The sequence below is a fragment of the Agrobacterium sp. NPDC090273 genome (assembly GCF_044772305.1).
Lineage (GTDB): Bacteria > Pseudomonadota > Alphaproteobacteria > Rhizobiales > Rhizobiaceae > Agrobacterium.
The window spans coordinates 196,368-215,178 of the sequence record NZ_JBIVYN010000004.1; the positions used below are offsets into that span (position 1 = coordinate 196,368).

Here is an 18,811-nt window from a genome sequence, read left to right on the forward strand (position 1 = left end):
AGAAAGAGCGGCCCGCAAGCCGCTCTTACGTTTGTTTCGGAAACGATCAACCGTGCGCCAGAGGTGCGCCCCAACCGCCCCAGATATAGATCGCGAAGAACAGGAACAGCCATACAACGTCAACGAAGTGCCAGTACCAGGCAGCGGCCTCGAAACCAAAATGCTGTTTCGGCGTGAAGCCACCGGCGATCGCCCTGAACAGGCACACCAGCAGGAAGACCGTTCCGACGAATACGTGGAAACCGTGGAAGCCGGTCGCCATGAAGAACGTGGCGCCATAAATGGAGTTCTTGAAGTCGAACGGGGCGTGCATGTACTCATAGACCTGCACGGTCGAGAACAAAACGCCGAGCGCGACGGTCAAAGCAAGACCGGAAATCAAACCCTTGCGGTCATTGTGCAGCAGGGCGTGGTGCGCCCAGGTTACGCAGGTGCCGGAGAGAAGCAGGATAACCGTGTTGTAGAGCGGCAGGTGCCAGGGGTCGATCACCTCGATGCCCTTGGGCGGCCACTGCCCACCGGTGTATTCAAGGCGCGATGCCTGAATGGCTTCATGCGGGAAAAGGCTGGCATCGAAATAAGCCCAGAACCAGGCCACGAAGAACATCACTTCAGAAGCGATGAACATGATCATGCCGTAACGCAGATGTAGCGACACGACGCGCGTATGCGCACCTTCGTTGCCTTCCTTGATCGTGTCCGCCCACCAAGCGTACATGGTGTAAAGCACGATAACGAGGCCGATATAGAACAGCCAGGGATTGGCAAGCTCAAGCCCGAACAGCTTGAATGTGCCGCCCGAGAGATACCGCATGTAACAGACGCCGCCAAAGGTCATCACGAAAGCGCCGATGGACGCAAGAAGCGGCCAGGGGCTGGGGTCTATGATATGGTAGTCGTGGTTTTTCTGATGCGTATCTGCCATGTGCGACAATCCCCGAATGTCTCTTCCCTGACCAGGTCTTCGATCGAAGACCGGGCCTCCTCTCACAATTTGCTTGCGCCAGCTTCTGTCTTGGCCGGCAACGACGCAACCGGTTTTTCCGTTTTCGCCGGATAAAACGTATAAGAAAGCGTCAAAGTATGAATGTTGCGTGTTTCACGCGCATTGACGATCTCAGGATCGACAAAGAACACCACCGGCATCTCCAGGGTTTCACCCGGCTGCAGCGTCGTTTCCGTAAAGCAGAAACACTCTACCTTGTTGAAATAGGCGCCAGCTTCCATCGGCGTGACGTTGAACACGGCCGTGCCGGTCGTTGGAACCGGTGAGCGATTCGTCGCCTGGAACATCACCTGCACGGTTTCGCCGATCTTCGGCTTCACCATTTTGTCGACTGGACGGAAATCCCAGTTGAGGCCGTTGGATGTATTGGCGTCGAAGGTCACATTGATCGTCTTGTCGAGAATAACGTCGGAATATTGCTCCACCCGTTGCGTGGTGCCGTTATATCCCGTCACCCGGCAAAACAGCGTGTAAAGCGGCACTGCCGCATAGGCCATGCCGATCATGGCGAAAAAGAAAACAAGACAGAGCACCAGGATCGAGCGATTGCTCACCCGTTGAGTGCCGGTCGTTCCCGTATCCGCGCCCATATTCGCCATGTCCTCCTCCCCTCCTCCGGTCTCACATGGTCAGTGAGAACCAATCTTGATGATGGTGATAATGTAGAACAGCACCACAAGACCAGCCAGCAGAACGCCAAGCGAGATGTTGCGACCGCGTCTCGATTTCTTCTGCGTTTCGCTCAGTTCGACCGTTTCCATCAAAACACTCCCGACATCGCAGACTTCAGAGCTACGGCGTAATGATCCGCCAGCAAACCCGAAAAGATCGCAAAAAGATAAAGGATCGAATAGGCGAACATCTTCTTTGCAGGCAGCATCTTTTCATCGCCTTCCGGCATGCGTCGCACGTCGAACGAACAGTAGACGAAAATGGCGCTCAAGATCGCTGCGAAAATTCCGTAACCAGCACTGGCGAGCCCGGTGAACCACGGGGCAACGGCTGCAGCCGCCGTCAAAACGGCGTAGGCAATCATCTGGTTCTTGGTAGACCGCTCACCCGCGACATTCGGCATCATCGGAACACCGACAGAGCCATAGTCACGCATCTTGAAAAGCGCGAGCGCCCAGAAGTGCGCCGGGGTCCAAAGAAAGATGATGAGAAACAGAATGATGCTATCGAGCGAGACGCCACCGGTGACACAGGCCCAGCCGAGCATGGGCGGAAATGCGCCTGCGGCGCCGCCGATCACGATGTTCTGCGGCGTCGAGCGCTTCAGCCACATCGTATAGACGACAGCATAAAAGAAGATGGTAAAAGCCAGAAGTGCGGCCGAAAACCAATTGACCGCCAGGCCAAGGATGACGACCGAAAAGGCTGAAAGCGTCAGACCGAAGGCGAGCGCCTCACGCGGAGCAATGCGTCCTGACGGAATTGGACGTTTGGCAGTGCGGCTCATGACGGCATCGATGTCGGCATCATACCACATGTTCAACGCGCCGGACGCCCCAGCGCCCACGGCAATACAGAGAACAGCGACAATGCCGAGAATGGGATTGATTTCTCCCGGTGCCAGCACGAGGCCTGCGAACGCGGTGAAGACGACGAGCGACATGACGCGCGGCTTCAACAACTCGAAATAATCGCGCGCGCCGGCTTCCGAGAGCCCGGAGCTTTCAACGCCCAGCGTTTCGCGATTGTCGATTACGGTCATTTCCTATCCTGCTTTTCTTCAGGTGCCGCTCCACCGCGACACCTCTGCTTGTCCTCCACCGGCATGCTGCATAGCGCATGCAATACGGCTGCATCTGACATTTATCATGTGCAGCCGCAAGGTTCGCTTGGACAAAATGCCTCAGCGGATGCGCGGAAGCTGTTCCCACTGGTGATAAGGCGGTGGCGAAGAAAGCTGCCATTCCAGCGTATTCGCACCCTCGCCCCAGGGGTTGTTGCCCGCAAGCCGCTTCTTGGCGAAGGCTTCCCAGATACCGAAAAGGAAGATCAGCACACCAACGGCGGAGATGTAGGAGCCGTAGGACGATACCATATTCCAGCCGGCATAGGCATCCGGATAGTCGATGTAACGACGTGGCATGCCTGCAAGACCCAGGAAGTGCTGTGGGAAGAACACGAGGTTCACACCGACGAACATTACCCAGAAATGCAGATTACCGATGGTTTCGTTGTACATGTAACCGCTGATCTTCGGGAACCAGTAGTACCAGCCTGCGAAGATTGCAAAGACAGCGCCCAGTGACAGAACGTAGTGGAAGTGGGCAACAACGTAATACGTGTCATGCAGCGAACGGTCGAGACCGGCATTGGCGAGCTGCACACCTGTCACACCGCCGACGGTGAACAGGAAAATGAAGCCGATTGCCCAGATCATCGGGGTACGGAAGCTCAGCGAACCGCCCCACATCGTTGCAATCCACGAGAAGATCTTGATACCGGTCGGCACCGCGATGACCATGGTTGCGAACACGAAATAGCGCTGCGCTTCGAGCGACAGACCGACCGTATACATGTGGTGCGCCCACACGATGAAGCCGACCGCGCCAATGGCCACCATGGCGTATGCCATGCCGAGATAACCGAAGACCGGCTTTCTGGAGAAGGTGGAAATGATGTGGCTGATGATGCCGAAGCCCGGCAGGATCAGAATGTACACTTCCGGATGGCCGAAGAACCAGAACAGGTGCTGATAGAGGATCGGGTCACCGCCGCCTTCCGGAGAGAAGAAGGCCGTACCGAAGTTACGGTCGGTCAGAAGCATGGTGATGCCACCAGCCAGAACCGGCAGCGACAAGAGCAGCAGGAAGGCCGTAACCAGAACCGACCAGGCAAACAGCGGCATCTTGTGCAGCGTCATGCCAGGTGCACGCATGTTCAAAATGGTGGTGATGAAATTGATCGCGCCGAGGATAGACGACGCGCCCGAAACGTGGAGCGCGAAGATCGCGAGATCCACCGCCGGCCCCGGCATGCCGCTGGTCGCTAAGGGCGGATACATCGTCCAGCCACCGCCAACACCAAATGCACCCGCTGGCCCTTCAACAAAAAGCGAAAGGATCAGCAGCGTGAAAGCGGGAACGAGCAGCCAGAAGGAAATGTTGTTCAGACGCGGAAACGCCATGTCTGGCGCACCGATCATGATCGGGATCATCCAGTTGGCAAAGCCGCCGATCAGCGCCGGCATGACCATGAAGAAGATCATGATGAGCGCGTGAGCGGTCGTGAACACGTTGAACATGTGCTTGCCGCCATCGATGGCCGCATCGCCTTCGAAGCCGTAAACCATGGATGCCAGACCGTGGAAGATCTGGATGCCCGGCTCCTGCAACTCCATTCGCATGACGACGGAGAGCGCACCGCCGACGATGCCCGCCATGATGGCGAAGATCAGGTACAGCGTGCCGATATCCTTGTGGTTGGTCGACAGAAACCAACGCGCAAAGAAGCCAGGTGTGTGTGAATGATGTGCATCATGAGCGTGATCGTCATGTGCGGAAAGACCATGCGAGTGATGATCGTCGTGTTGGGAATGTCCAGCCATGTCCTCACTCCAAGTCGTCAGTTGGTTTCGTTGGCTGCGACATCAACAGTGCGCGGAGCACCGTCGACGGAAGCCATCAGAGCCCGGTTGGCGCCGTTCAGATCGGAAGCGGCGGCAGCAAGCCAGGTGTTATACTGTTCTTCGGAAACCACCCGAATGGCGATCGGCATGAAGGCATGATCCTTGCCACAAAGCTCGGAACACTGCCCATAATAAAGGCCTTCCTTTTCCGGCCGGAACCAGGTCTCGTTCAGACGACCCGGAACCGCATCGATCTTGACGCCGAAAGCCGGCATCGCGAAAGCATGAATCACGTCGGTGGGCGCAGCCGTCACAAGAAGGCGAACGGTCTTGCCGACCGGGACGACCATTTCGTTGTCAACGGCGAGAAGACGCGGATAGCGGGCCTTGTCCTCCTTGCCCGCTGCAGCACGGTCGGCATCCTTCAGCAGATAGCTGTCGAAAGCGACCGGCTCGGCACCCTCGGCGGCCGGATACTCATAATTCCAGAGCCACTGTGTGGCTGTGGCTTTCAACGTCAGATCCGGGTTTTCCGGCTGTGTGAGCTGCGCGTTCAGAAGATTGAACGACGGGAAAGCGATGAAAAGAAGAATGAGAACCGGTGCCAGTGTCCAGACGACCTCGATGGCCGTGTTGTGGCTTGTCGTGGAAGGCTCAGGATTTGCCGAAGCGCGGAATTTCAAGGCCACGACGATGAGCAAGGCAAGAACGAAAATCGTAACGGGAACAATGAACCAGAGCGTATATTGTTCGAACCACCGAATTTCGTGCATGATCGGCGTGGCGGCCTCCTGCATGCCCATCTGCCAATGCACCGGCTGATCGGCGTGGGCGCCGACAGCCGTGAGCAGACAGGTCATGCCCGCCATTGCTGCGTAAATCCTATTAATCACGGTACCCTCTCCCTCACGCGCTTGTTGCTTGATCTCCATCAATCACAAACGCAGAATCCATGCTTATGGTACTAACTTCAAACCACAGTTTGCCCTTTGTCGCAATATGCCCGGCGACACGGAGGCAAGGCAATTTTGCCATTCGTCAGTTCTGCGCGAACAATCGAACCAAATGCGCCTGAATGGTAGCCAGAAGACATCACGGACCTTTGATTCCGGGCACATCCGTATGTTAAAAACGAAGATCAATAAGAGTTTAGCAGTCCTATTTCCGCCCAACTCCACTGGAATTGAAGGGGGAAGGCTTTTTTTTCCCGATTACGGCGTCAAAATAGCCGCACTGATTCGAATTCCAGAGGTTTCCATGCGTCTCTCCCCGCTCGCGCGCACTTTTCTCGCCGCTGCCGGTTTTGCCTTCATCACGTCCGCCGTGCCGAGCGTTGCCCAGCAACAGCCCGGAACGCCGAAATCGACGCATGGTGCCTGGTCGGTAATCTGCGACAAGCCCGCCGGCGCGTCGGACGACCAATGCGCCCTGATGCAGAACGTCATTGCGGACGACCGGCCTGAAGTCGGACTTTCAGTGGTCGTGCTGAAAACGGCAGATCGCAAGTCGCGCATTCTGCGTATCCTTGCTCCCCTCGGCGTGCTGCTGAAGGATGGCATGGAGCTCTACATCGACAACAACAACATCGGCCGCGCCTATTTCACACGCTGCTTCTCGGAAGGATGCTACGTCGAAGTCGATATCGACGACGAGTTGCTGAAAGTGCTGCGCGCCGGAAAGAATGCGGTGTTTGCCCTGCGTGAATCGGTGGACCAGGACCGTGTCGGCATTCCGATCGAGCTTACCGGTTTTGCTGAGGGCTACGACGCCCTGCCCTGATTGGCTGACAAGCGCGGCCTTGCTTCTGGTCGCATCAGTGCCTAAATCGGTCTTGAAACGATAAAGACCGGAGCCCTTCGAATGACCAATGATCTTGTGAGCCTTTTCGATTGTGACGAAGGGACGCTGCGCAAGGCGGTCGGCGAAGCGCTTGCCGGAGCCGACGACGGCGAATTGTTCATCGAGCATGCCCAGGCAGAATCGCTGACATTCGACAACGGTCGCCTCAAGGGCGGCTCTTTCAACACGGATCAGGGCTTTGGCCTGCGCGCCGTTGCTGGCGAAACGGTTGGTTACGCTCATGCGGGCGAGCTTTCGCAGGCGGCACTGAAGCGCGCATCCGACGCCGTCGGCGCCGTCACCAAGGGCTATTCCGGCTCTTATGCTGCTGCGCCCCAGCGCACTAACAAGAAGCTCTATGGCGACGAAAACCCGATCGGCTCCCCAAGCTTTGAAGAAAAGGTTCGGCTGCTCACCGAGATCGACGCCTATCTGCGCGACAAGGACCCCAAAGTCCGTCAGGTAACGGCGACTGTTTCGGCAAGCTGGCAGGTTGTTGACATCCTGCGCGCCGACGGACACCGCGTCAGCGACATTCGACCGATGACCCGCATCAATATTTCCGTCGTTGCCGGCGAAGGCGACAGACAGGAAAGCGGCTCTTACGGCATTGGCGGTCGCATCGGCTTCGGCGATTTCATCACCACGGAAAACTGGCAGCGTGGTGCGGATGAAGCGTTGCGGCAGGCGCTCGTCAATCTGACGGCGATTGATGCCCCCGCTGGCACGATGGACGTCGTGCTGGGTTCCGGCTGGCCTGGCGTCATGCTGCATGAAGCCGTCGGACATGGCCTGGAAGGAGACTTCAATCGCAAAAAGACCTCCGCCTTTGCCGGGCTCATGGGCGAGATGGTCGCCGCACCCGGCGTAACGGTGGTCGATGACGGCACGATTGACGCCCGTCGTGGTTCGCTGACCATCGACGACGAAGGGACGCCGTCCGGTTACAATGTCCTGATCGAAAACGGCAAACTGGTCGGTTACATGCAGGACAGGCAGAACGCCCGTCTGATGGGTATGCGCCCCACCGGCAATGGCCGTCGTCAAGGCTATTCGCATATTCCAATGCCGCGCATGACGAATACCTACATGCTTTCAGGCGACAAGACGCCGGAAGAAATCATCGCCTCCGTCAAGCGGGGCATTTATGCCGTGTCGTTTGGCGGCGGTCAGGTGGATATCACCTCCGGAAAATTCGTTTTCGGCTGCACCGAAGCCTACATGATCGAAAACGGAAAGATTGGCGCACCGGTCAAGGGCGCAATGCTGATCGGCAACGGCCCTGATGCCATGAAGCGAGTGACGATGATTGGTAACGATTCGAAGCTGGATACGGGGATCGGCAATTGCGGCAAGGCTGGACAATGGGTTCCGGTCGGCGTTGGCCAACCGCATCTGCGCATGGATCAGATTACAGTGGGCGGCACCAAGGCCTGACAAGGCGTGTCTGCCCCGGCGATCAATCGCGCCCGGGCAGATTTTTATGACAGGACCGTGAGAAATCGATAAGGTTTTGTCCTATTGGGAGGAATACGACCCTGCGTTTTTATCAGTTCAAAAGGATGAAATGACCGGTCTCAGTAATGCTCTCGTTCCCGAACTCGCCGTCAGCGACTGGCAAAAAAGCCGCGCCTTCTACTGCGATCTCATCGGTTTTCATGTGATTTTTGAACGCCCGGAAGAAGGCTTCGCCTATCTGGGCCTGGGTGATGCGCAACTGATGATCGATCAGATCGGCGCGACCCGTACTTTCGTCTCTGGCAACGCGCCGCTCGAAACGCCGCTCGGACGCGGCATGAATCTTCAGCTCGCCGTTCCCTCCTTGCAGCCGATTCTGTCGCGCCTTGAACGGGCCGGCATTGAACTGGTGCTGGCGCTCGAAGAGAAATGGTACAGGCGTGGCCCGATCGAATCCGGCAACCGCCAGTTCATCGTCTCCGATCCGGATGGTTACCTCATTCGACCGTTCGAAAGCCTTGGCGAACGCCCGTTCCGGTTTGGTTGAGGACAGAATGCTTCCCTTTATGCCCCAAGCCGTCATCTTCGATATGGACGGGCTACTGATCGAAAGTGAAGTTCTCTACCGCGATGCATTCCTGGCGGCCTCCGATGAAGGCGGCCATGGCATGCAGGTTGAAACCTACCAGAAGGTTTGCGGTAGCCCCTGGGCGGTGATTACCAAAACCATCATCGCGGACTACGGTGCGAATTTTCCAATCGACACATTTCGCGACGCGTGGCTGCGCAATCTTCGCACAATGATGGCAGAGGGCGTGGCACTTAAACCTGGCGTCATCGAAATCCTCGATCTGCTGGATCGCCTCGATATCCGGCGCGCTATAGCAACATCGTCACAACATGAAGCCGTGCAACGGCATCTGTCGCCATTCGATCTTCCCCGACGTTTCGACCGGATCGTGGCGCGTGGTGATTATGCCGAACCGAAACCAGCTCCACATCCCTATCTGACGGCCGCTCAGTGGCTGAACATCGACCCGACCCAATGCCTTGCCCTGGAAGATTCCTATCATGGCATCCGATCGGCCTCGGCGGCGGGCATGGCGGCGATCATGGTGCCAGATGTCGCACCACCGACGCCCGAAATGCAGGAACGTTGCGTGGCGATCTGTGACGACCTATTTGCCGTCGCCAAACTTCTGGAAATCGCTCATTCCGGCGTTTTCAGTGGTGCCTGAGCATCCATCCCGGCAAGCGTAAAACGCCATTTGCGTTTGACCGATGCTTCGATATCAAGGCCGTTTTGGTAGGCCAGAAGCAGGACATGACCAAGAAGATCAGCGGTTTCATCGGCAAGTTCCTGGCGCATTTCTTCCTGTGTTTTGCCTTTGCTGCGTCCGCGGCCACTGAGCCGGTTCCACGCTTGCGTAACCTCGCCCACTTCTTCCTGAAGCTTGAGCATGAACCAGTCGGAATCACGCACAATGCCATTCGCATCGGCATATTGCTGCGACGCGCTTTCGAATTGACGCATCATTACCGCAAGCATTTGTTCATCCTTTGTTCCAATTCACCCAACTCTAATCATGATTCCCCGATGTTGTCGAACGGAATCACCGGGACCGATCAGCCTGCGACTTCCCTTGGGAAAGGCGGTAATTTCTCACGACAAATGGCAGACAAGCGGCTACGACTGAGGCAATTGAATTCTCCGACTGCTGCCCGCCATGCCCTACCCCGATCTTTTTTACCAACTTACCGACGGGCGAAGCCCTGCCGTTCTGGCGATGTTTGCCGGCGCAGCACTTCTGGCCGGTCTTGCGCGTGGCTTTTCGGGATTTGGCGCAGCGCTCATTTTCATCCCGCTCGCAAGCGCCATTGTCGGCCCTCGGATTGCATCAGCCGTTCTTCTCGTCGTCGACGGTGTTTTGACGCTCGGCATGATACCGGCGGCGTGGCGGATGGCCGATCGGCGCGAGGTTTTCACGATGTCGGCGGGAGCCGTCATCGGTGTCCCGGCGGGAACCGCGCTCCTTTCCTACGGCAATCCGCTGACACTGCGCTGGTTGATTTCCTGCGTCGTCGTGTTGTTGCTGCTCTTTTTGATTTCCGGTTGGCGTTATAGCGGGCGGCCTAAAACACCCCTGACCATTCTCACCGGCTTTGTCGCGGGGCTGTTTTCCGGCGCAGCGCAACTGGGCGGTCCGCCCGTTGTTGCCTATTGGCTGGGTGGCGCGTTGAAAGGCCCATTCGTACGGGCCAATGTGATTCTCTATTTCGCCATTTCGACCGTGCTGTCCGTCACGAGCTACTTCCTTGGAGGCCTTTTTACGGCGAGTGTCGTCATCTTCTCGCTGCTCGCCGTCCCATTTTACGCCGCTGGTCTTTATTGCGGCGCGCGGCTGCACGGAGTCGCAGATGACGTAACGTTCCGGCGGATCTGCTACAGCCTGATTGCCATCTCCGCCGTCATCGGCCTGCCGATCTTCGATTCCCTGCTAAAATAAGCGCGCTGCCAATCGGCGTTACGGGAACATCCGAACCTTAGACCAGGGAGCATCCGGCGTCTCACGACGGAATTCCATACGGTCGTGCAGACGGAACGGCCGATCATGCCAGAACTCGATGCTGAGCGGGCGAATTCGGAACCCGGACCAGTGTGGCGGACGCGGGATCTCACCGACAGCATATTTCAGCGTGTATTCAGCGACGGCCTTTTCCAAGGCGAAACGTCCTTCCAGTGGCCGCGACTGCTTCGATGCCCATGCGCCAATCCTGCTGCCGCGGGGACGCGATGCATAATAGGCATCGGCTTCCGCGTCGCTGACGACCTCCACCTCACCACGCAGGCGCACCTGACGGCGCAGGCTCTTCCAATGGAAACACATGGCCGCTTTTTTCTGTCCGAGAATCTCTCGGCCCTTCTGGCTTTCGAAGTTCGTGTAGAAAACGAAGCCGCGGTCATCGACGCCCTTCAACAGCACCATGCGGACATTGGGCAGCCCGTTTTCATCCACCGTTGCCAGCGCGACAGCGTTCGGATCGTTGATTTCGGAAGCCGTTGCGTCCTTCAGCCACTCGGCAAAAAGTGTGAACGGTTCATTTTCTTCAGTGAAGTCACTGGATGTTAACCCTGTTTCCGACATATTGACTAAAATGCTCCCGAGTTGTGTTTGGGCACCAGAGATGTAGTCTGGCGAAAGATGGTGATCGTCATAGCAAAGTCGAACAGTCGAACAAAGAGCCTCCTGTCATCGGCGGCGGAAATTTCCGCAGTCGTTTCAATGCTTGTGGTGCTGAGCGGATGCGTCAGCCTCGATCTGTTCGGCGGCGACAAGGTTGACCGCTCGCTTTCAACCGCTTCCGTTCCCAACCAGCCAAACAATGCACCGCAGACCGATGACGCGACCATCAGAAACGCCGTCACATCGGCCGATCTGACCAAGATTGCCGATCAGCCCCTGCCCTGGGCCAATGCAACCACCGGCAGCGCTGGCGTCGTGACCGCCATCCATGAAAACAGTGCCAGCGGCTTCGTCTGCCGCGATTTCAGAACGACGCGCCACTCTTTCGAAGGTGTGGCAAGTTATGCCGGCCAGGCCTGCCTTTCCGAAACCGGCGAATGGTTGCTGACCCGTTTCGAGCAGAAATAAACTGTTTACCTTGGCGCGTGGAATAAAGCCGACCACACCCTGACGCCCCTCCTCCGTAAAGGAGTGATTAGCAACTTATTGCAACAGTCGACGTTGATAAACCGAGGGAATGAACGCGAATGAACGCGGGCATCCCTTTTCGGAGGGGTTAGTTTCAGGATTGCGCCATGAGACGGCGGCAGGCACCTGAGCCAACGTGACTGGTGTTTCGCATGCGCGATCCGTATTCGATCCTTGGCGTACAACGAGACGCCGGCAACGATGAAATCAAGGCCGCATGGCGGACCAAGGCGAAATCCGTTCATCCCGATGCCAATCGTGACGACCCGGACGCGACCGCGCGTTTTGCGGAAATCGGACAGGCATACGATCTCCTCAAGGACCCCAAAAAACGTGGTCTTTACGATCAGGCCCGTCAGGCTGCAGAAAACAAGCGGCGCGACCAGACCATCATGCAGCAACGGCAGGCGGCACGCGAAGCTGCTGAACGTGCAAAAGCCGCTGAAAAGCTTATGGAAGAACTGGCGCGTGCCGAAGCGCGCAACCGTGCCACAGCCGGCCAGAAGGCCGATGGAACGGTAGAAGCCGCCGAAGATGTCGTTGAACGCATTTTCGGTGCACAGGCGCAAAACGACCCCAAGGTGCAACAGGCGGCAGCCGAAGCTGCCAAGGCCACTGCCGCAAAATCAGAGGCAACGCCACCCAGCGAGGCCGCCTCTCCCTCTCTCAACGAGGACAAGACGGAAGCACCGGTTTCTCTCGCCTCCAACCTGTTCGGAGCACTGGTACGCCGCTTCCTTCCAAACCAGCCAGCGCTCGAAAAAGCGCCTGACATCACCGCTGAAGCGACAGTAAGCGTCGCCGATCTTCTAGACCGCAAGTGGATTACCCTTTTGCTGCCCGAAGACCGCGAGGTCCGTTTCCAGCTTGAACCCGGCATGACCGATGGTCATGTCGTGCGGCTGAAAGGACAGGGATTGAAGCTTCCCAACATGGCGCGGGGCGACCTCTCGATTACCTTGCTGGCGGCCAGAGACGATGCCTTTTCCATTCGTGGCTATGATATCCATACGACCTTACCGGTCTCTCTGAGCGATGCCGTCCTCGGATGTGAGACGACCGTACAAACTCCGCGCGGCGAAGAAACGGTGGCAATTCCCGCCTGGTCCGGGTCCGACAAAATGCTGCGGCTCGAAGGCAAGGGTCTTCCCGACGGCAACGGCGGATTTGGCGATTTTGTCGTTGAACTGCGTATCCTGCTGCTCGAAAAGCCTGACGACAAGGTCACTGACCTGATGCGCCACATGCGCGAAGGCCTTTATTTGTGACTGTTTCACGAATAGCTTGGACAAAGCACCCTTTGTTACGCTCCCTAACAGTTGATGACCTTGGGCAATCTTGAACAGGATTGCAGCCTATGCCATAGGCAGGATCAATCGAAAGTATCAGGGAGCATAAGATGGCTCAGGCATCCGGCCTTATGGCTGGCAAACGCGGCCTCATCATGGGCGTCGCAAATAACCGTTCAATCGCTTGGGGTATCGCCAAGGCATGCGCAGATGCAGGTGCAGAAATCGCACTGACCTGGCAGGGCGATGCGCTGAAGAAGCGTGTCGAGCCGCTTGCCCAGGAGCTTGGCGCCTTTATGGCTGGCCACTGTGATGTCACGGACCTCGAAACGATCGATGCGGTTTTTGCGGGTCTGGAACAGTATTGGGGCAAGATCGATTTCGTCGTGCATGCAATCGCATTCTCCGACAAGGACGAGTTGACCGGCCGCTACCTCGATACCAGCCGCGACAACTTCAACCGTACCATGGATATCTCCGTCTTCTCGCTGGCCGCAGTTGCAAAGCGTGCCGAGCCGGTGATGAACGATGGTGGATCGATCATCACGCTGACCTATTATGGCGCTGAGAAGGTCATGCCGAACTACAACGTCATGGGCGTTGCCAAGGCTGCACTTGAGGCGAGCGTACGTTACCTCGCCGTCGACCTCGGCAACCGCGGCATTCGCGTGAACGCCGTTTCTGCCGGCCCGATCAAGACGCTTGCCGCTTCCGGTATCGGCGATTTCCGCTACATTCTGAAGTGGAACGAGTACAATGCGCCGCTGAAGCGCACGGTCTCGATCGAGGAAGTCGGCAAATCGGCACTCTATCTGCTGTCCGACCTGTCGACCGGTGTTACCGGGGAAATTCATCACGTGGATTCCGGTTACCATACCATTGGTATGAAGGCTGTCGACGCCCCTGACATTTCCGTGGTCAAGGACTGACCTTAAGGCATTTCTGAAACAGGGGTACCGCTTTGCTCGTCTATGTGATCCGGCACGGACAGACAGACTGGAATGCGGTACGCCGGCTTCAGGGACAGAAAGATGTCCCGCTCAATGATTTCGGCCGCTCGCAGGCGGTCGGAAACGGCAAGACGCTTTCGCGCATTCTCGGCGCCACCGCCGGCGATTTCGATTATGTCGCAAGCCCACTCGGGCGTACACGCGAAACGATGGAACTGATGCGCGGCGCCATGGGTCTTGATCCCCTCGCCTATCGCACCGACGAACGACTGGTCGAATTGTCATTCGGCGACTGGGAAGGCCACACCCTGCCTGAACTCAAACAGAGTTTTCCGGAGCGGGTAAGGGAGCGCAAGGCCAACAAATGGGACTTCATCCCGCCAGGTCAGGATGCGGAAAGCTACGAAATTCTCTCATGGCGGATCGGCGCATGGCTGTCATCGATCGACAGACAGACCGTCTGCGTCTGCCATGGCGGCGTCATTCGCTCGATCTTCCGTCTGATTTCCGGCATGGACAAGCACGAAGCGTCAACGACGCAAATCCCGCAGGACCGCATCATGAAGGTCGAAATAGACAAGAACTTCGCGGAATGGATTTCCTGACCTAACGGGACAACACCCCATGTCATTCCGGCGACGGACCAGAATGACTGCAGATCCTCTTATTGCAGCACGTCCATGTCATCGACGACGCGCTTTCCATCCACTTCCGTGTAGAATACCACGACTTTCACACCCGCCTTCAAACCTTCGAAGTTGAACTCCTCAGGCACACGGTAGGTTTTTCCATCGTTAAGCGTGATGGTCAGCGCGTTGACGTCGATCTTGCTGATCGTGCCTTCCACGTCGACACTCTGGGTGTACCCGTTGATCGGGGCCAGCAGGTTGGCGGTGGCCAGAAGGGCGGCAATCATCAAACGCATCGACCTAGCTTTCGTGGATTTGCGTGAAAACTTTTGATGCATGAAGAAGTGCCTTTCGAATGTGGCGGAAGTTGCCCGCAACCATGACATTTTCGGCCCAATTGATGAACGGATTTCGTGGAACGATCAAGCCGTTAGGAAATTTTACACCGCATTTTCCAGCGACGTGGGAAAACCTGCAGTATTCATCAAAAAGGACGTTCCTTTCATATTTGTTTCATGACCGCGCTCCGTGTGAAGGACATCGAATCGCCCTCTCAAGGTCATTGGCGGCAAGGTCGTGAGGCCGCTTTTTTCCGAACTCCGAACAACCATGAACACTGCGTCACCGGATCATCGGCGCTGATCGAAAGAAAGGCTTTTGCCTTATTCCGATTTTCCACTATGACAGGTCCGCTTGTTTCCAACGGCCCCCTGTCCGCAGGTGTGCCCTGTTTTTTCTGGTCTGTAGCAGTATGTCGCATAATAGCTTCGGTCATCTTTTTTGCGTTACCACCTGGGGAGAAAGCCACGGTCCTGCATTGGGCTGCGTGGTAGATGGCTGCCCGCCCGGCATCCGCTTTACGCTTGCCGAAGTGCAGCACTGGATGGACAAGAGAAAACCCGGCCAAAGCCGGTTCGTCACCCAGCGCCGCGAAGACGATATCGTAAAGGTTCTGTCCGGCGTGATGCTGGATGAGGACGGCGAAACGCTGATCACCACCGGCACGCCGATCTCGATGCTGATCGAAAACACTGACCAGCGCTCGAAGGACTATGGCGAGATTGCCCGTCGCTTCCGCCCCGGCCACGCTGATTTCACCTATGACCTCAAATACGGCATTCGCGACTATCGTGGCGGTGGCCGCTCTTCGGCCCGAGAGACGGCTGCGCGTGTTGCCGCAGGCGCCATTGCTCGCAAGGTTGTACCAAGCCTGAATGTCCGGGGTGCGCTGGTTCAGATCGGTAAACACAAGATCAACCGCGACAACTGGGACTGGGACCAGGTCGACCAAAACCCATTCTTCTGCCCGGATGCCGCGATGGTTCCCGTCTGGGAAGAGTATCTTGACGGCATTCGCAAGGCAGGTTCTTCAATCGGCGCCGTCATTGAAGTGGTCGCAGAGGGCGTTCCTGCTGGCATTGGTGCGCCGATTTACGCAAAGCTCGATCAGGACATTGCCTCAAATCTGATGTCGATCAACGCCGTCAAGGGTGTCGAGATTGGCGAAGGTTTTGCCTCTGCAGAGCTTTCCGGCGAAGAAAACGCCGATGAAATGCGCATGGGCAATGACGGCAAACCTTTGTTCTTGTCCAACCATGCCGGCGGCATTCTCGGCGGCATTGCGACGGGCGAGCCGGTGATTGCGCGGTTTGCGATCAAGCCCACGTCGTCGATCCTGACCGAGCGCCAGTCCATCGATGCCGATGGCAAGAACGTCGATGTCCGCACCAAGGGTCGCCATGACCCTTGCGTCGGCATTCGTGCCGTTCCGATCGGCGAGGCAATGATCGCCTGCACTGTTGCCGACCATTATTTGAGAGATCGCGGTCAGACCGGCCGGCTGAAATGAGGAACACCCGAAATGGCATATGACCAGAAGCGCGTCGTTGAGGCTATCCGCGCATTTGAAGCCGGTGAACTCGTCGTCGTCACGGATGATGACGATCGCGAGAACGAAGGCGATCTGATTATCGCGGCGGTTCACTGCACGCCGGAAAAAATGGCCTTCATCGTCCGCCACACCTCCGGCATCGTCTGCGCGCCGATGCCGCGCGAAGAAGCCAAGCGGCTGAACCTTAACGCCATGGTGGCAGAAAACGACAGCGCCCACACAACGGCGTTCACCGTCACAGTCGATTTCAAGCACGGCACGACAACCGGCATTTCTGCGGAAGACCGCACGCTGACGGTTCGCAACCTCGCCAACCCGAATGTCGGCCCGGCTGACTTTACCCGCCCCGGACATATTTTCCCGCTCATCTCCCGCGAAGGCGGCGTGCTGATGCGGTCTGGCCATACGGAAGCCGCCGTCGACCTCTGCAGGCTCGCAGGACTGCCGCCGATTGGCGTGATCTGCGAACTCGTCAATGACGATGGAACGGTTACGCGTGGTCCACAGGTTTCCGCCTTTGCGGAAACCCACGGTCTGAAGCAGGTATCGGTTGCCGATCTGATCGCCTATCGCCAGCGCAAGGAAACGCTGGTGGAAATGGAATCGTCTTTCACCGTCGAGACTCCGTTCGGTCCCGCCAAGGCGCAAACCTATTCTCTGCCCTGGGACCCGATGCAGCATATGGCCGTCATTTTCGGTGACATCCGTGACGGCATCGACATTCCCGTTCGCCTGCATCCGGAAAACGTTGCCGACGACATTTTCGGCAGTCGCCAACCGGTACGCCACTACATGCAGAAGATCGCCGAAGAAGGTCGCGGCGTGATCATCTACCTGCGCGAAGGTTCGGTTGGTGTCGGTCAGGTGCCTGGCCGCCGCAAGGCGCGTGATCCCGAAGAGGCGCATGCGCAGGCGCGTTCACGCGAAAACGAATGGCTGGAAATCGGCCTTGGCGCGCAAATCCTCAAGGATCTCGGCATCAGCTCAATCAAACTGATGACGACCCGCGAGCGTCACTATGTGGGTCTGGAAGGCTTTGGCATCAAAATTTCCGCAACGGAAATCTGCTGATCCTGAGCAACACAATGCCCATCCTCTCGGCGTTTCAGGCCCGAGAGGATGGAAACAAAACCATGAACAACAGCAATATCTAGTCCCGCCAACCGTCGAGGTAATTCACGCGCTCGACCCCTGTGAAACGGGCAAGACGGGCAAGCTCAGCATCCAGCTTTTCCAGGCGCCCGGCGGAGCCGCGTACACCAGCTTCAAGCCACAGCTTGCGCACGTCCAGCGTTCCCCCCTTGCGGTCCGCTTTCATGTCGATACGACCGATCAGGCGGTCGCCTTCGAGAAGCGGAAAAACGTAATAGCCGTATTGCCGCTTCGGCTCCGGTACGAAAACCTCAATGCGGTAATAAAACCCGAACAGACGTTCGGTTCGATTTCGGTCGCGCAGCAACGGGTCAAAAGGACTGAGAACACGAACCCGGGAGGACGGCTCCGGCTGACCTGAAACATCGGCGCTGAAATCCGCAAAGGCGTAAGACTGGCGGACACTGCTGCCATCATTCGCACCGACCAAGACTTCGCTCAATTCATCGCGATGGCTGGTAACCCAATCCTTCGCTTCCTGCGGGGTAACGATATCGAAAAATGCGGCAATTTCGCCATGCGTCGCAAAGCCGAGCCTGCCCAACGCCTCCCGGCAGGCCCAATCAACAAAGGCTTCATGCTCTATTTCCGCCTCGTGATGTTCCAGAGGAATGACGCGCTCGGCCAGGTCGTACACTTTCTGAAAGTTCACCCGCCCCGAAATCGCAAGTTTGCCGGTATGCCAAAGATATTCGAGCGCCGTCTTAGAGGGATGCCAGTTCCACCAGCCTCCGGACTGATGCCCGTCTTCCTTCAGCTCTCGTGCCATGACCGGGCCGCCCGCCGAAATACGCTCAAGCGTATCGCCAAACGCGGCATCGAACCCTTCGCCGTGCCACTTGCGCCAACGTTCCTGAATGATCGGCTCACGGCGGCGGAAGCGATGTTTCCAATAGGGATAAAAAGCCGTCGGCAGAATGGACGCATCATGCGTCCAGTGTTCGAAAAGCGCCCGGTCCTTTTCCAGTAACGCGGTCAGATGCTCGCGCTTGTAGGTCTGATTTCGGGAGAAGATGATCTGGTGGTGAGCACGCTCGACAGTACCGATACTATCGACCTGCACGAAGCCGATATCCGTGATGAGCTGAAGCAGCCCATCCTTAGAAAGCGCTCTTCCAGGCGGTGAGCAAAGCCCCTGCCGCGCCAGGAAAATCCGTCTTGCTGCTTCATTCGATATCTGAATCGCCATGGCACTGACGGTAGGACGGCTTTACGGTGATTGCAATGTTCTTTTTTTGTTCCTTGTTTCACTTCTTTTGATGAGAGGTTATAGAACCCGAACCGATCTCGATTATGATTTGAGCGGA

At 57.1% G+C, this 18,811-nt stretch carries 21 protein-coding genes; 11 read left to right on the top strand and 10 right to left on the bottom strand.

The window, feature by feature from the left end:
* Window positions 1-46: 46 nt before the first annotated feature.
* The 6 genes from ACIQT8_RS13000 to coxB all read right to left on the bottom strand — a co-directional run bounded on the left by ACIQT8_RS13000 (window position 47) and on the right by coxB (window position 5,443).
* A complete protein-coding gene (locus ACIQT8_RS13000) occupies window positions 47-925 on the bottom strand; it encodes a cytochrome c oxidase subunit 3 (RefSeq protein WP_138794749.1) in 879 nt (292 codons plus the stop codon).
* A 62-nt stretch (window positions 926-987) separates the two neighbouring features.
* Entirely contained in the window at window positions 988-1,605 is a 618-nt protein-coding gene (locus tag ACIQT8_RS13005; RefSeq protein WP_400965804.1) for a cytochrome c oxidase assembly protein, read from the bottom strand.
* 30 nt (window positions 1,606-1,635) lie between these two features.
* Entirely contained in the window at window positions 1,636-1,767 is a 132-nt protein-coding gene (locus ACIQT8_RS13010; RefSeq protein ID WP_400965807.1) for a hypothetical protein, read from the bottom strand.
* A complete protein-coding gene (locus tag ACIQT8_RS13015; protein WP_138794746.1) occupies window positions 1,767-2,720 on the bottom strand; it encodes a heme o synthase in 954 nt (317 codons plus the stop codon). The genes ACIQT8_RS13010 and ACIQT8_RS13015 overlap by 1 nt, the downstream gene beginning before the upstream one ends.
* A 141-nt stretch (window positions 2,721-2,861) precedes the next feature.
* On the bottom strand, window positions 2,862-4,562 hold the full coding sequence (gene ctaD / locus ACIQT8_RS13020) for a cytochrome c oxidase subunit I (RefSeq protein WP_138794745.1): 1,701 nt from the start codon (window positions 4,560-4,562) through the stop codon (window positions 2,862-2,864).
* A gap of 17 nt (window positions 4,563-4,579) precedes the next feature.
* The gene (coxB, locus tag ACIQT8_RS13025; protein WP_400966364.1) at window positions 4,580-5,443 is read right to left on the bottom strand and encodes a cytochrome c oxidase subunit II; all 864 of its coding nucleotides are present in this window, start codon (window positions 5,441-5,443) and stop codon (window positions 4,580-4,582) included.
* 397 nt (window positions 5,444-5,840) lie between these two features.
* Here coxB and ACIQT8_RS13030 point away from each other — a divergent pair, with 397 nt between their 5' ends.
* The 4 genes from ACIQT8_RS13030 (at window position 5,841) to ACIQT8_RS13045 (ending at window position 9,118) form a co-directional block, all read left to right on the top strand.
* The gene (locus ACIQT8_RS13030; RefSeq protein ID WP_400965810.1) at window positions 5,841-6,362 is read left to right on the top strand and encodes an invasion associated locus B family protein; all 522 of its coding nucleotides are present in this window, start codon (window positions 5,841-5,843) and stop codon (window positions 6,360-6,362) included.
* An 81-nt stretch (window positions 6,363-6,443) separates the two neighbouring features.
* The gene (tldD, locus tag ACIQT8_RS13035) at window positions 6,444-7,859 is read left to right on the top strand and encodes a metalloprotease TldD (RefSeq protein WP_138794742.1); all 1,416 of its coding nucleotides are present in this window, start codon (window positions 6,444-6,446) and stop codon (window positions 7,857-7,859) included.
* 130 nt (window positions 7,860-7,989) lie between these two features.
* Window positions 7,990-8,427, top strand: a complete 438-nt coding sequence (locus ACIQT8_RS13040; protein ID WP_138794741.1) for a VOC family protein — start codon at window positions 7,990-7,992, stop codon at window positions 8,425-8,427.
* 7 nt (window positions 8,428-8,434) lie between these two features.
* A complete protein-coding gene (locus ACIQT8_RS13045) occupies window positions 8,435-9,118 on the top strand; it encodes an HAD family phosphatase (protein WP_262524783.1) in 684 nt (227 codons plus the stop codon).
* On the opposite strand, the gene ACIQT8_RS13050 is transcribed toward ACIQT8_RS13045, so the two are convergent.
* Entirely contained in the window at window positions 9,091-9,429 is a 339-nt protein-coding gene (locus ACIQT8_RS13050) for a MazG nucleotide pyrophosphohydrolase domain-containing protein (protein WP_400965815.1), read from the bottom strand. The two genes, ACIQT8_RS13045 and ACIQT8_RS13050, sit on opposite strands and share 28 nt — an antisense overlap.
* 178 nt (window positions 9,430-9,607) lie before the next feature.
* On the opposite strand from ACIQT8_RS13050, the gene ACIQT8_RS13055 reads away from it, so the two are divergent.
* The gene (locus ACIQT8_RS13055) at window positions 9,608-10,387 is read left to right on the top strand and encodes a sulfite exporter TauE/SafE family protein (protein ID WP_246705138.1); all 780 of its coding nucleotides are present in this window, start codon (window positions 9,608-9,610) and stop codon (window positions 10,385-10,387) included.
* Between the two features lie 18 nt (window positions 10,388-10,405).
* On the opposite strand, the gene pdxH is transcribed toward ACIQT8_RS13055, so the two are convergent.
* Complete coding sequence (pdxH, locus tag ACIQT8_RS13060; RefSeq protein ID WP_262524777.1) at window positions 10,406-11,026, bottom strand: pyridoxamine 5'-phosphate oxidase; 621 nt, start codon at window positions 11,024-11,026, stop codon at window positions 10,406-10,408.
* 57 nt (window positions 11,027-11,083) lie between these two features.
* On the opposite strand from pdxH, the gene ACIQT8_RS13065 reads away from it, so the two are divergent.
* The 4 genes from ACIQT8_RS13065 to ACIQT8_RS13080 all read left to right on the top strand — a co-directional run bounded on the left by ACIQT8_RS13065 (window position 11,084) and on the right by ACIQT8_RS13080 (window position 14,437).
* Window positions 11,084-11,533 carry an RT0821/Lpp0805 family surface protein gene (locus tag ACIQT8_RS13065; RefSeq protein ID WP_262524775.1) on the top strand — a complete coding sequence of 150 codons (450 nt, stop codon included), beginning with the start codon at window positions 11,084-11,086 and terminating at the stop codon, window positions 11,531-11,533.
* A gap of 212 nt (window positions 11,534-11,745) precedes the next feature.
* Entirely contained in the window at window positions 11,746-12,861 is a 1,116-nt protein-coding gene (locus tag ACIQT8_RS13070; protein WP_400965819.1) for a DnaJ C-terminal domain-containing protein, read from the top strand.
* Window positions 12,862-12,992: 131 nt separating this feature from the next.
* Complete coding sequence (fabI, locus tag ACIQT8_RS13075) at window positions 12,993-13,811, top strand: enoyl-ACP reductase FabI (RefSeq protein WP_400965822.1); 819 nt, start codon at window positions 12,993-12,995, stop codon at window positions 13,809-13,811.
* 32 nt (window positions 13,812-13,843) lie between these two features.
* Window positions 13,844-14,437, top strand: coding sequence for a histidine phosphatase family protein (locus tag ACIQT8_RS13080; protein WP_400965825.1), 594 nt, complete (start codon window positions 13,844-13,846; stop codon window positions 14,435-14,437).
* A 59-nt stretch (window positions 14,438-14,496) separates the two neighbouring features.
* On the opposite strand, the gene ACIQT8_RS13085 is transcribed toward ACIQT8_RS13080, so the two are convergent.
* Window positions 14,497-14,757, bottom strand: a complete 261-nt coding sequence (locus ACIQT8_RS13085) for a DUF1344 domain-containing protein (protein WP_178340720.1) — start codon at window positions 14,755-14,757, stop codon at window positions 14,497-14,499.
* Between the two features lie 455 nt (window positions 14,758-15,212).
* On the opposite strand from ACIQT8_RS13085, the gene aroC reads away from it, so the two are divergent.
* Together aroC and ribB are read left to right on the top strand one after the other, a co-directional pair.
* On the top strand, window positions 15,213-16,310 hold the full coding sequence (gene aroC / locus ACIQT8_RS13090; protein WP_400965829.1) for a chorismate synthase: 1,098 nt from the start codon (window positions 15,213-15,215) through the stop codon (window positions 16,308-16,310).
* Between the two features lie 12 nt (window positions 16,311-16,322).
* The gene (gene ribB / locus ACIQT8_RS13095; RefSeq protein ID WP_138794731.1) at window positions 16,323-17,423 is read left to right on the top strand and encodes a 3,4-dihydroxy-2-butanone-4-phosphate synthase; all 1,101 of its coding nucleotides are present in this window, start codon (window positions 16,323-16,325) and stop codon (window positions 17,421-17,423) included.
* A gap of 79 nt (window positions 17,424-17,502) precedes the next feature.
* Here ribB and ACIQT8_RS13100 read toward each other — a convergent pair whose 3' ends face one another.
* Window positions 17,503-18,693 carry a winged helix-turn-helix domain-containing protein gene (locus tag ACIQT8_RS13100; RefSeq protein WP_400965833.1) on the bottom strand — a complete coding sequence of 397 codons (1,191 nt, stop codon included), beginning with the start codon at window positions 18,691-18,693 and terminating at the stop codon, window positions 17,503-17,505.
* Window positions 18,694-18,811 lie beyond the last annotated feature (118 nt).

Coding starts and splice junctions, on each gene's coding strand:
- ACIQT8_RS13010 (WP_400965807.1), bottom strand. CDS start 1,767: ATGGAAACGGTCGAACTGAGCGAAACGCAGAAGAAATCGAGACGCGGT.
- ACIQT8_RS13000 (WP_138794749.1), bottom strand. CDS start 925: ATGGCAGATACGCATCAGAAAAACCACGACTACCATATCATAGACCCC.
- ACIQT8_RS13100 (WP_400965833.1), bottom strand. CDS start 18,693: ATGGCGATTCAGATATCGAATGAAGCAGCAAGACGGATTTTCCTGGCG.
- ACIQT8_RS13050 (WP_400965815.1), bottom strand. CDS start 9,429: ATGCTTGCGGTAATGATGCGTCAATTCGAAAGCGCGTCGCAGCAATAT.
- ACIQT8_RS13005 (WP_400965804.1), bottom strand. CDS start 1,605: ATGGCGAATATGGGCGCGGATACGGGAACGACCGGCACTCAACGGGTG.
- fabI (WP_400965822.1), top strand. CDS start 12,993: ATGGCTCAGGCATCCGGCCTTATGGCTGGCAAACGCGGCCTCATCATG.
- pdxH (WP_262524777.1), bottom strand. CDS start 11,026: ATGTCGGAAACAGGGTTAACATCCAGTGACTTCACTGAAGAAAATGAA.
- aroC (WP_400965829.1), top strand. CDS start 15,213: ATGTCGCATAATAGCTTCGGTCATCTTTTTTGCGTTACCACCTGGGGA.
- ctaD (WP_138794745.1), bottom strand. CDS start 4,562: ATGGCTGGACATTCCCAACACGACGATCATCACTCGCATGGTCTTTCC.
- ACIQT8_RS13055 (WP_246705138.1), top strand. CDS start 9,608: ATGCCCTACCCCGATCTTTTTTACCAACTTACCGACGGGCGAAGCCCT.
- ACIQT8_RS13030 (WP_400965810.1), top strand. CDS start 5,841: ATGCGTCTCTCCCCGCTCGCGCGCACTTTTCTCGCCGCTGCCGGTTTT.
- ACIQT8_RS13085 (WP_178340720.1), bottom strand. CDS start 14,757: ATGCGTTTGATGATTGCCGCCCTTCTGGCCACCGCCAACCTGCTGGCC.
- ACIQT8_RS13070 (WP_400965819.1), top strand. CDS start 11,746: ATGCGCGATCCGTATTCGATCCTTGGCGTACAACGAGACGCCGGCAAC.
- ACIQT8_RS13015 (WP_138794746.1), bottom strand. CDS start 2,720: ATGACCGTAATCGACAATCGCGAAACGCTGGGCGTTGAAAGCTCCGGG.
- ACIQT8_RS13065 (WP_262524775.1), top strand. CDS start 11,084: ATGGTGATCGTCATAGCAAAGTCGAACAGTCGAACAAAGAGCCTCCTG.
- ACIQT8_RS13040 (WP_138794741.1), top strand. CDS start 7,990: ATGACCGGTCTCAGTAATGCTCTCGTTCCCGAACTCGCCGTCAGCGAC.
- ribB (WP_138794731.1), top strand. CDS start 16,323: ATGGCATATGACCAGAAGCGCGTCGTTGAGGCTATCCGCGCATTTGAA.
- coxB (WP_400966364.1), bottom strand. CDS start 5,443: ATGACCTGTCTGCTCACGGCTGTCGGCGCCCACGCCGATCAGCCGGTG.
- tldD (WP_138794742.1), top strand. CDS start 6,444: ATGACCAATGATCTTGTGAGCCTTTTCGATTGTGACGAAGGGACGCTG.
- ACIQT8_RS13045 (WP_262524783.1), top strand. CDS start 8,435: ATGCTTCCCTTTATGCCCCAAGCCGTCATCTTCGATATGGACGGGCTA.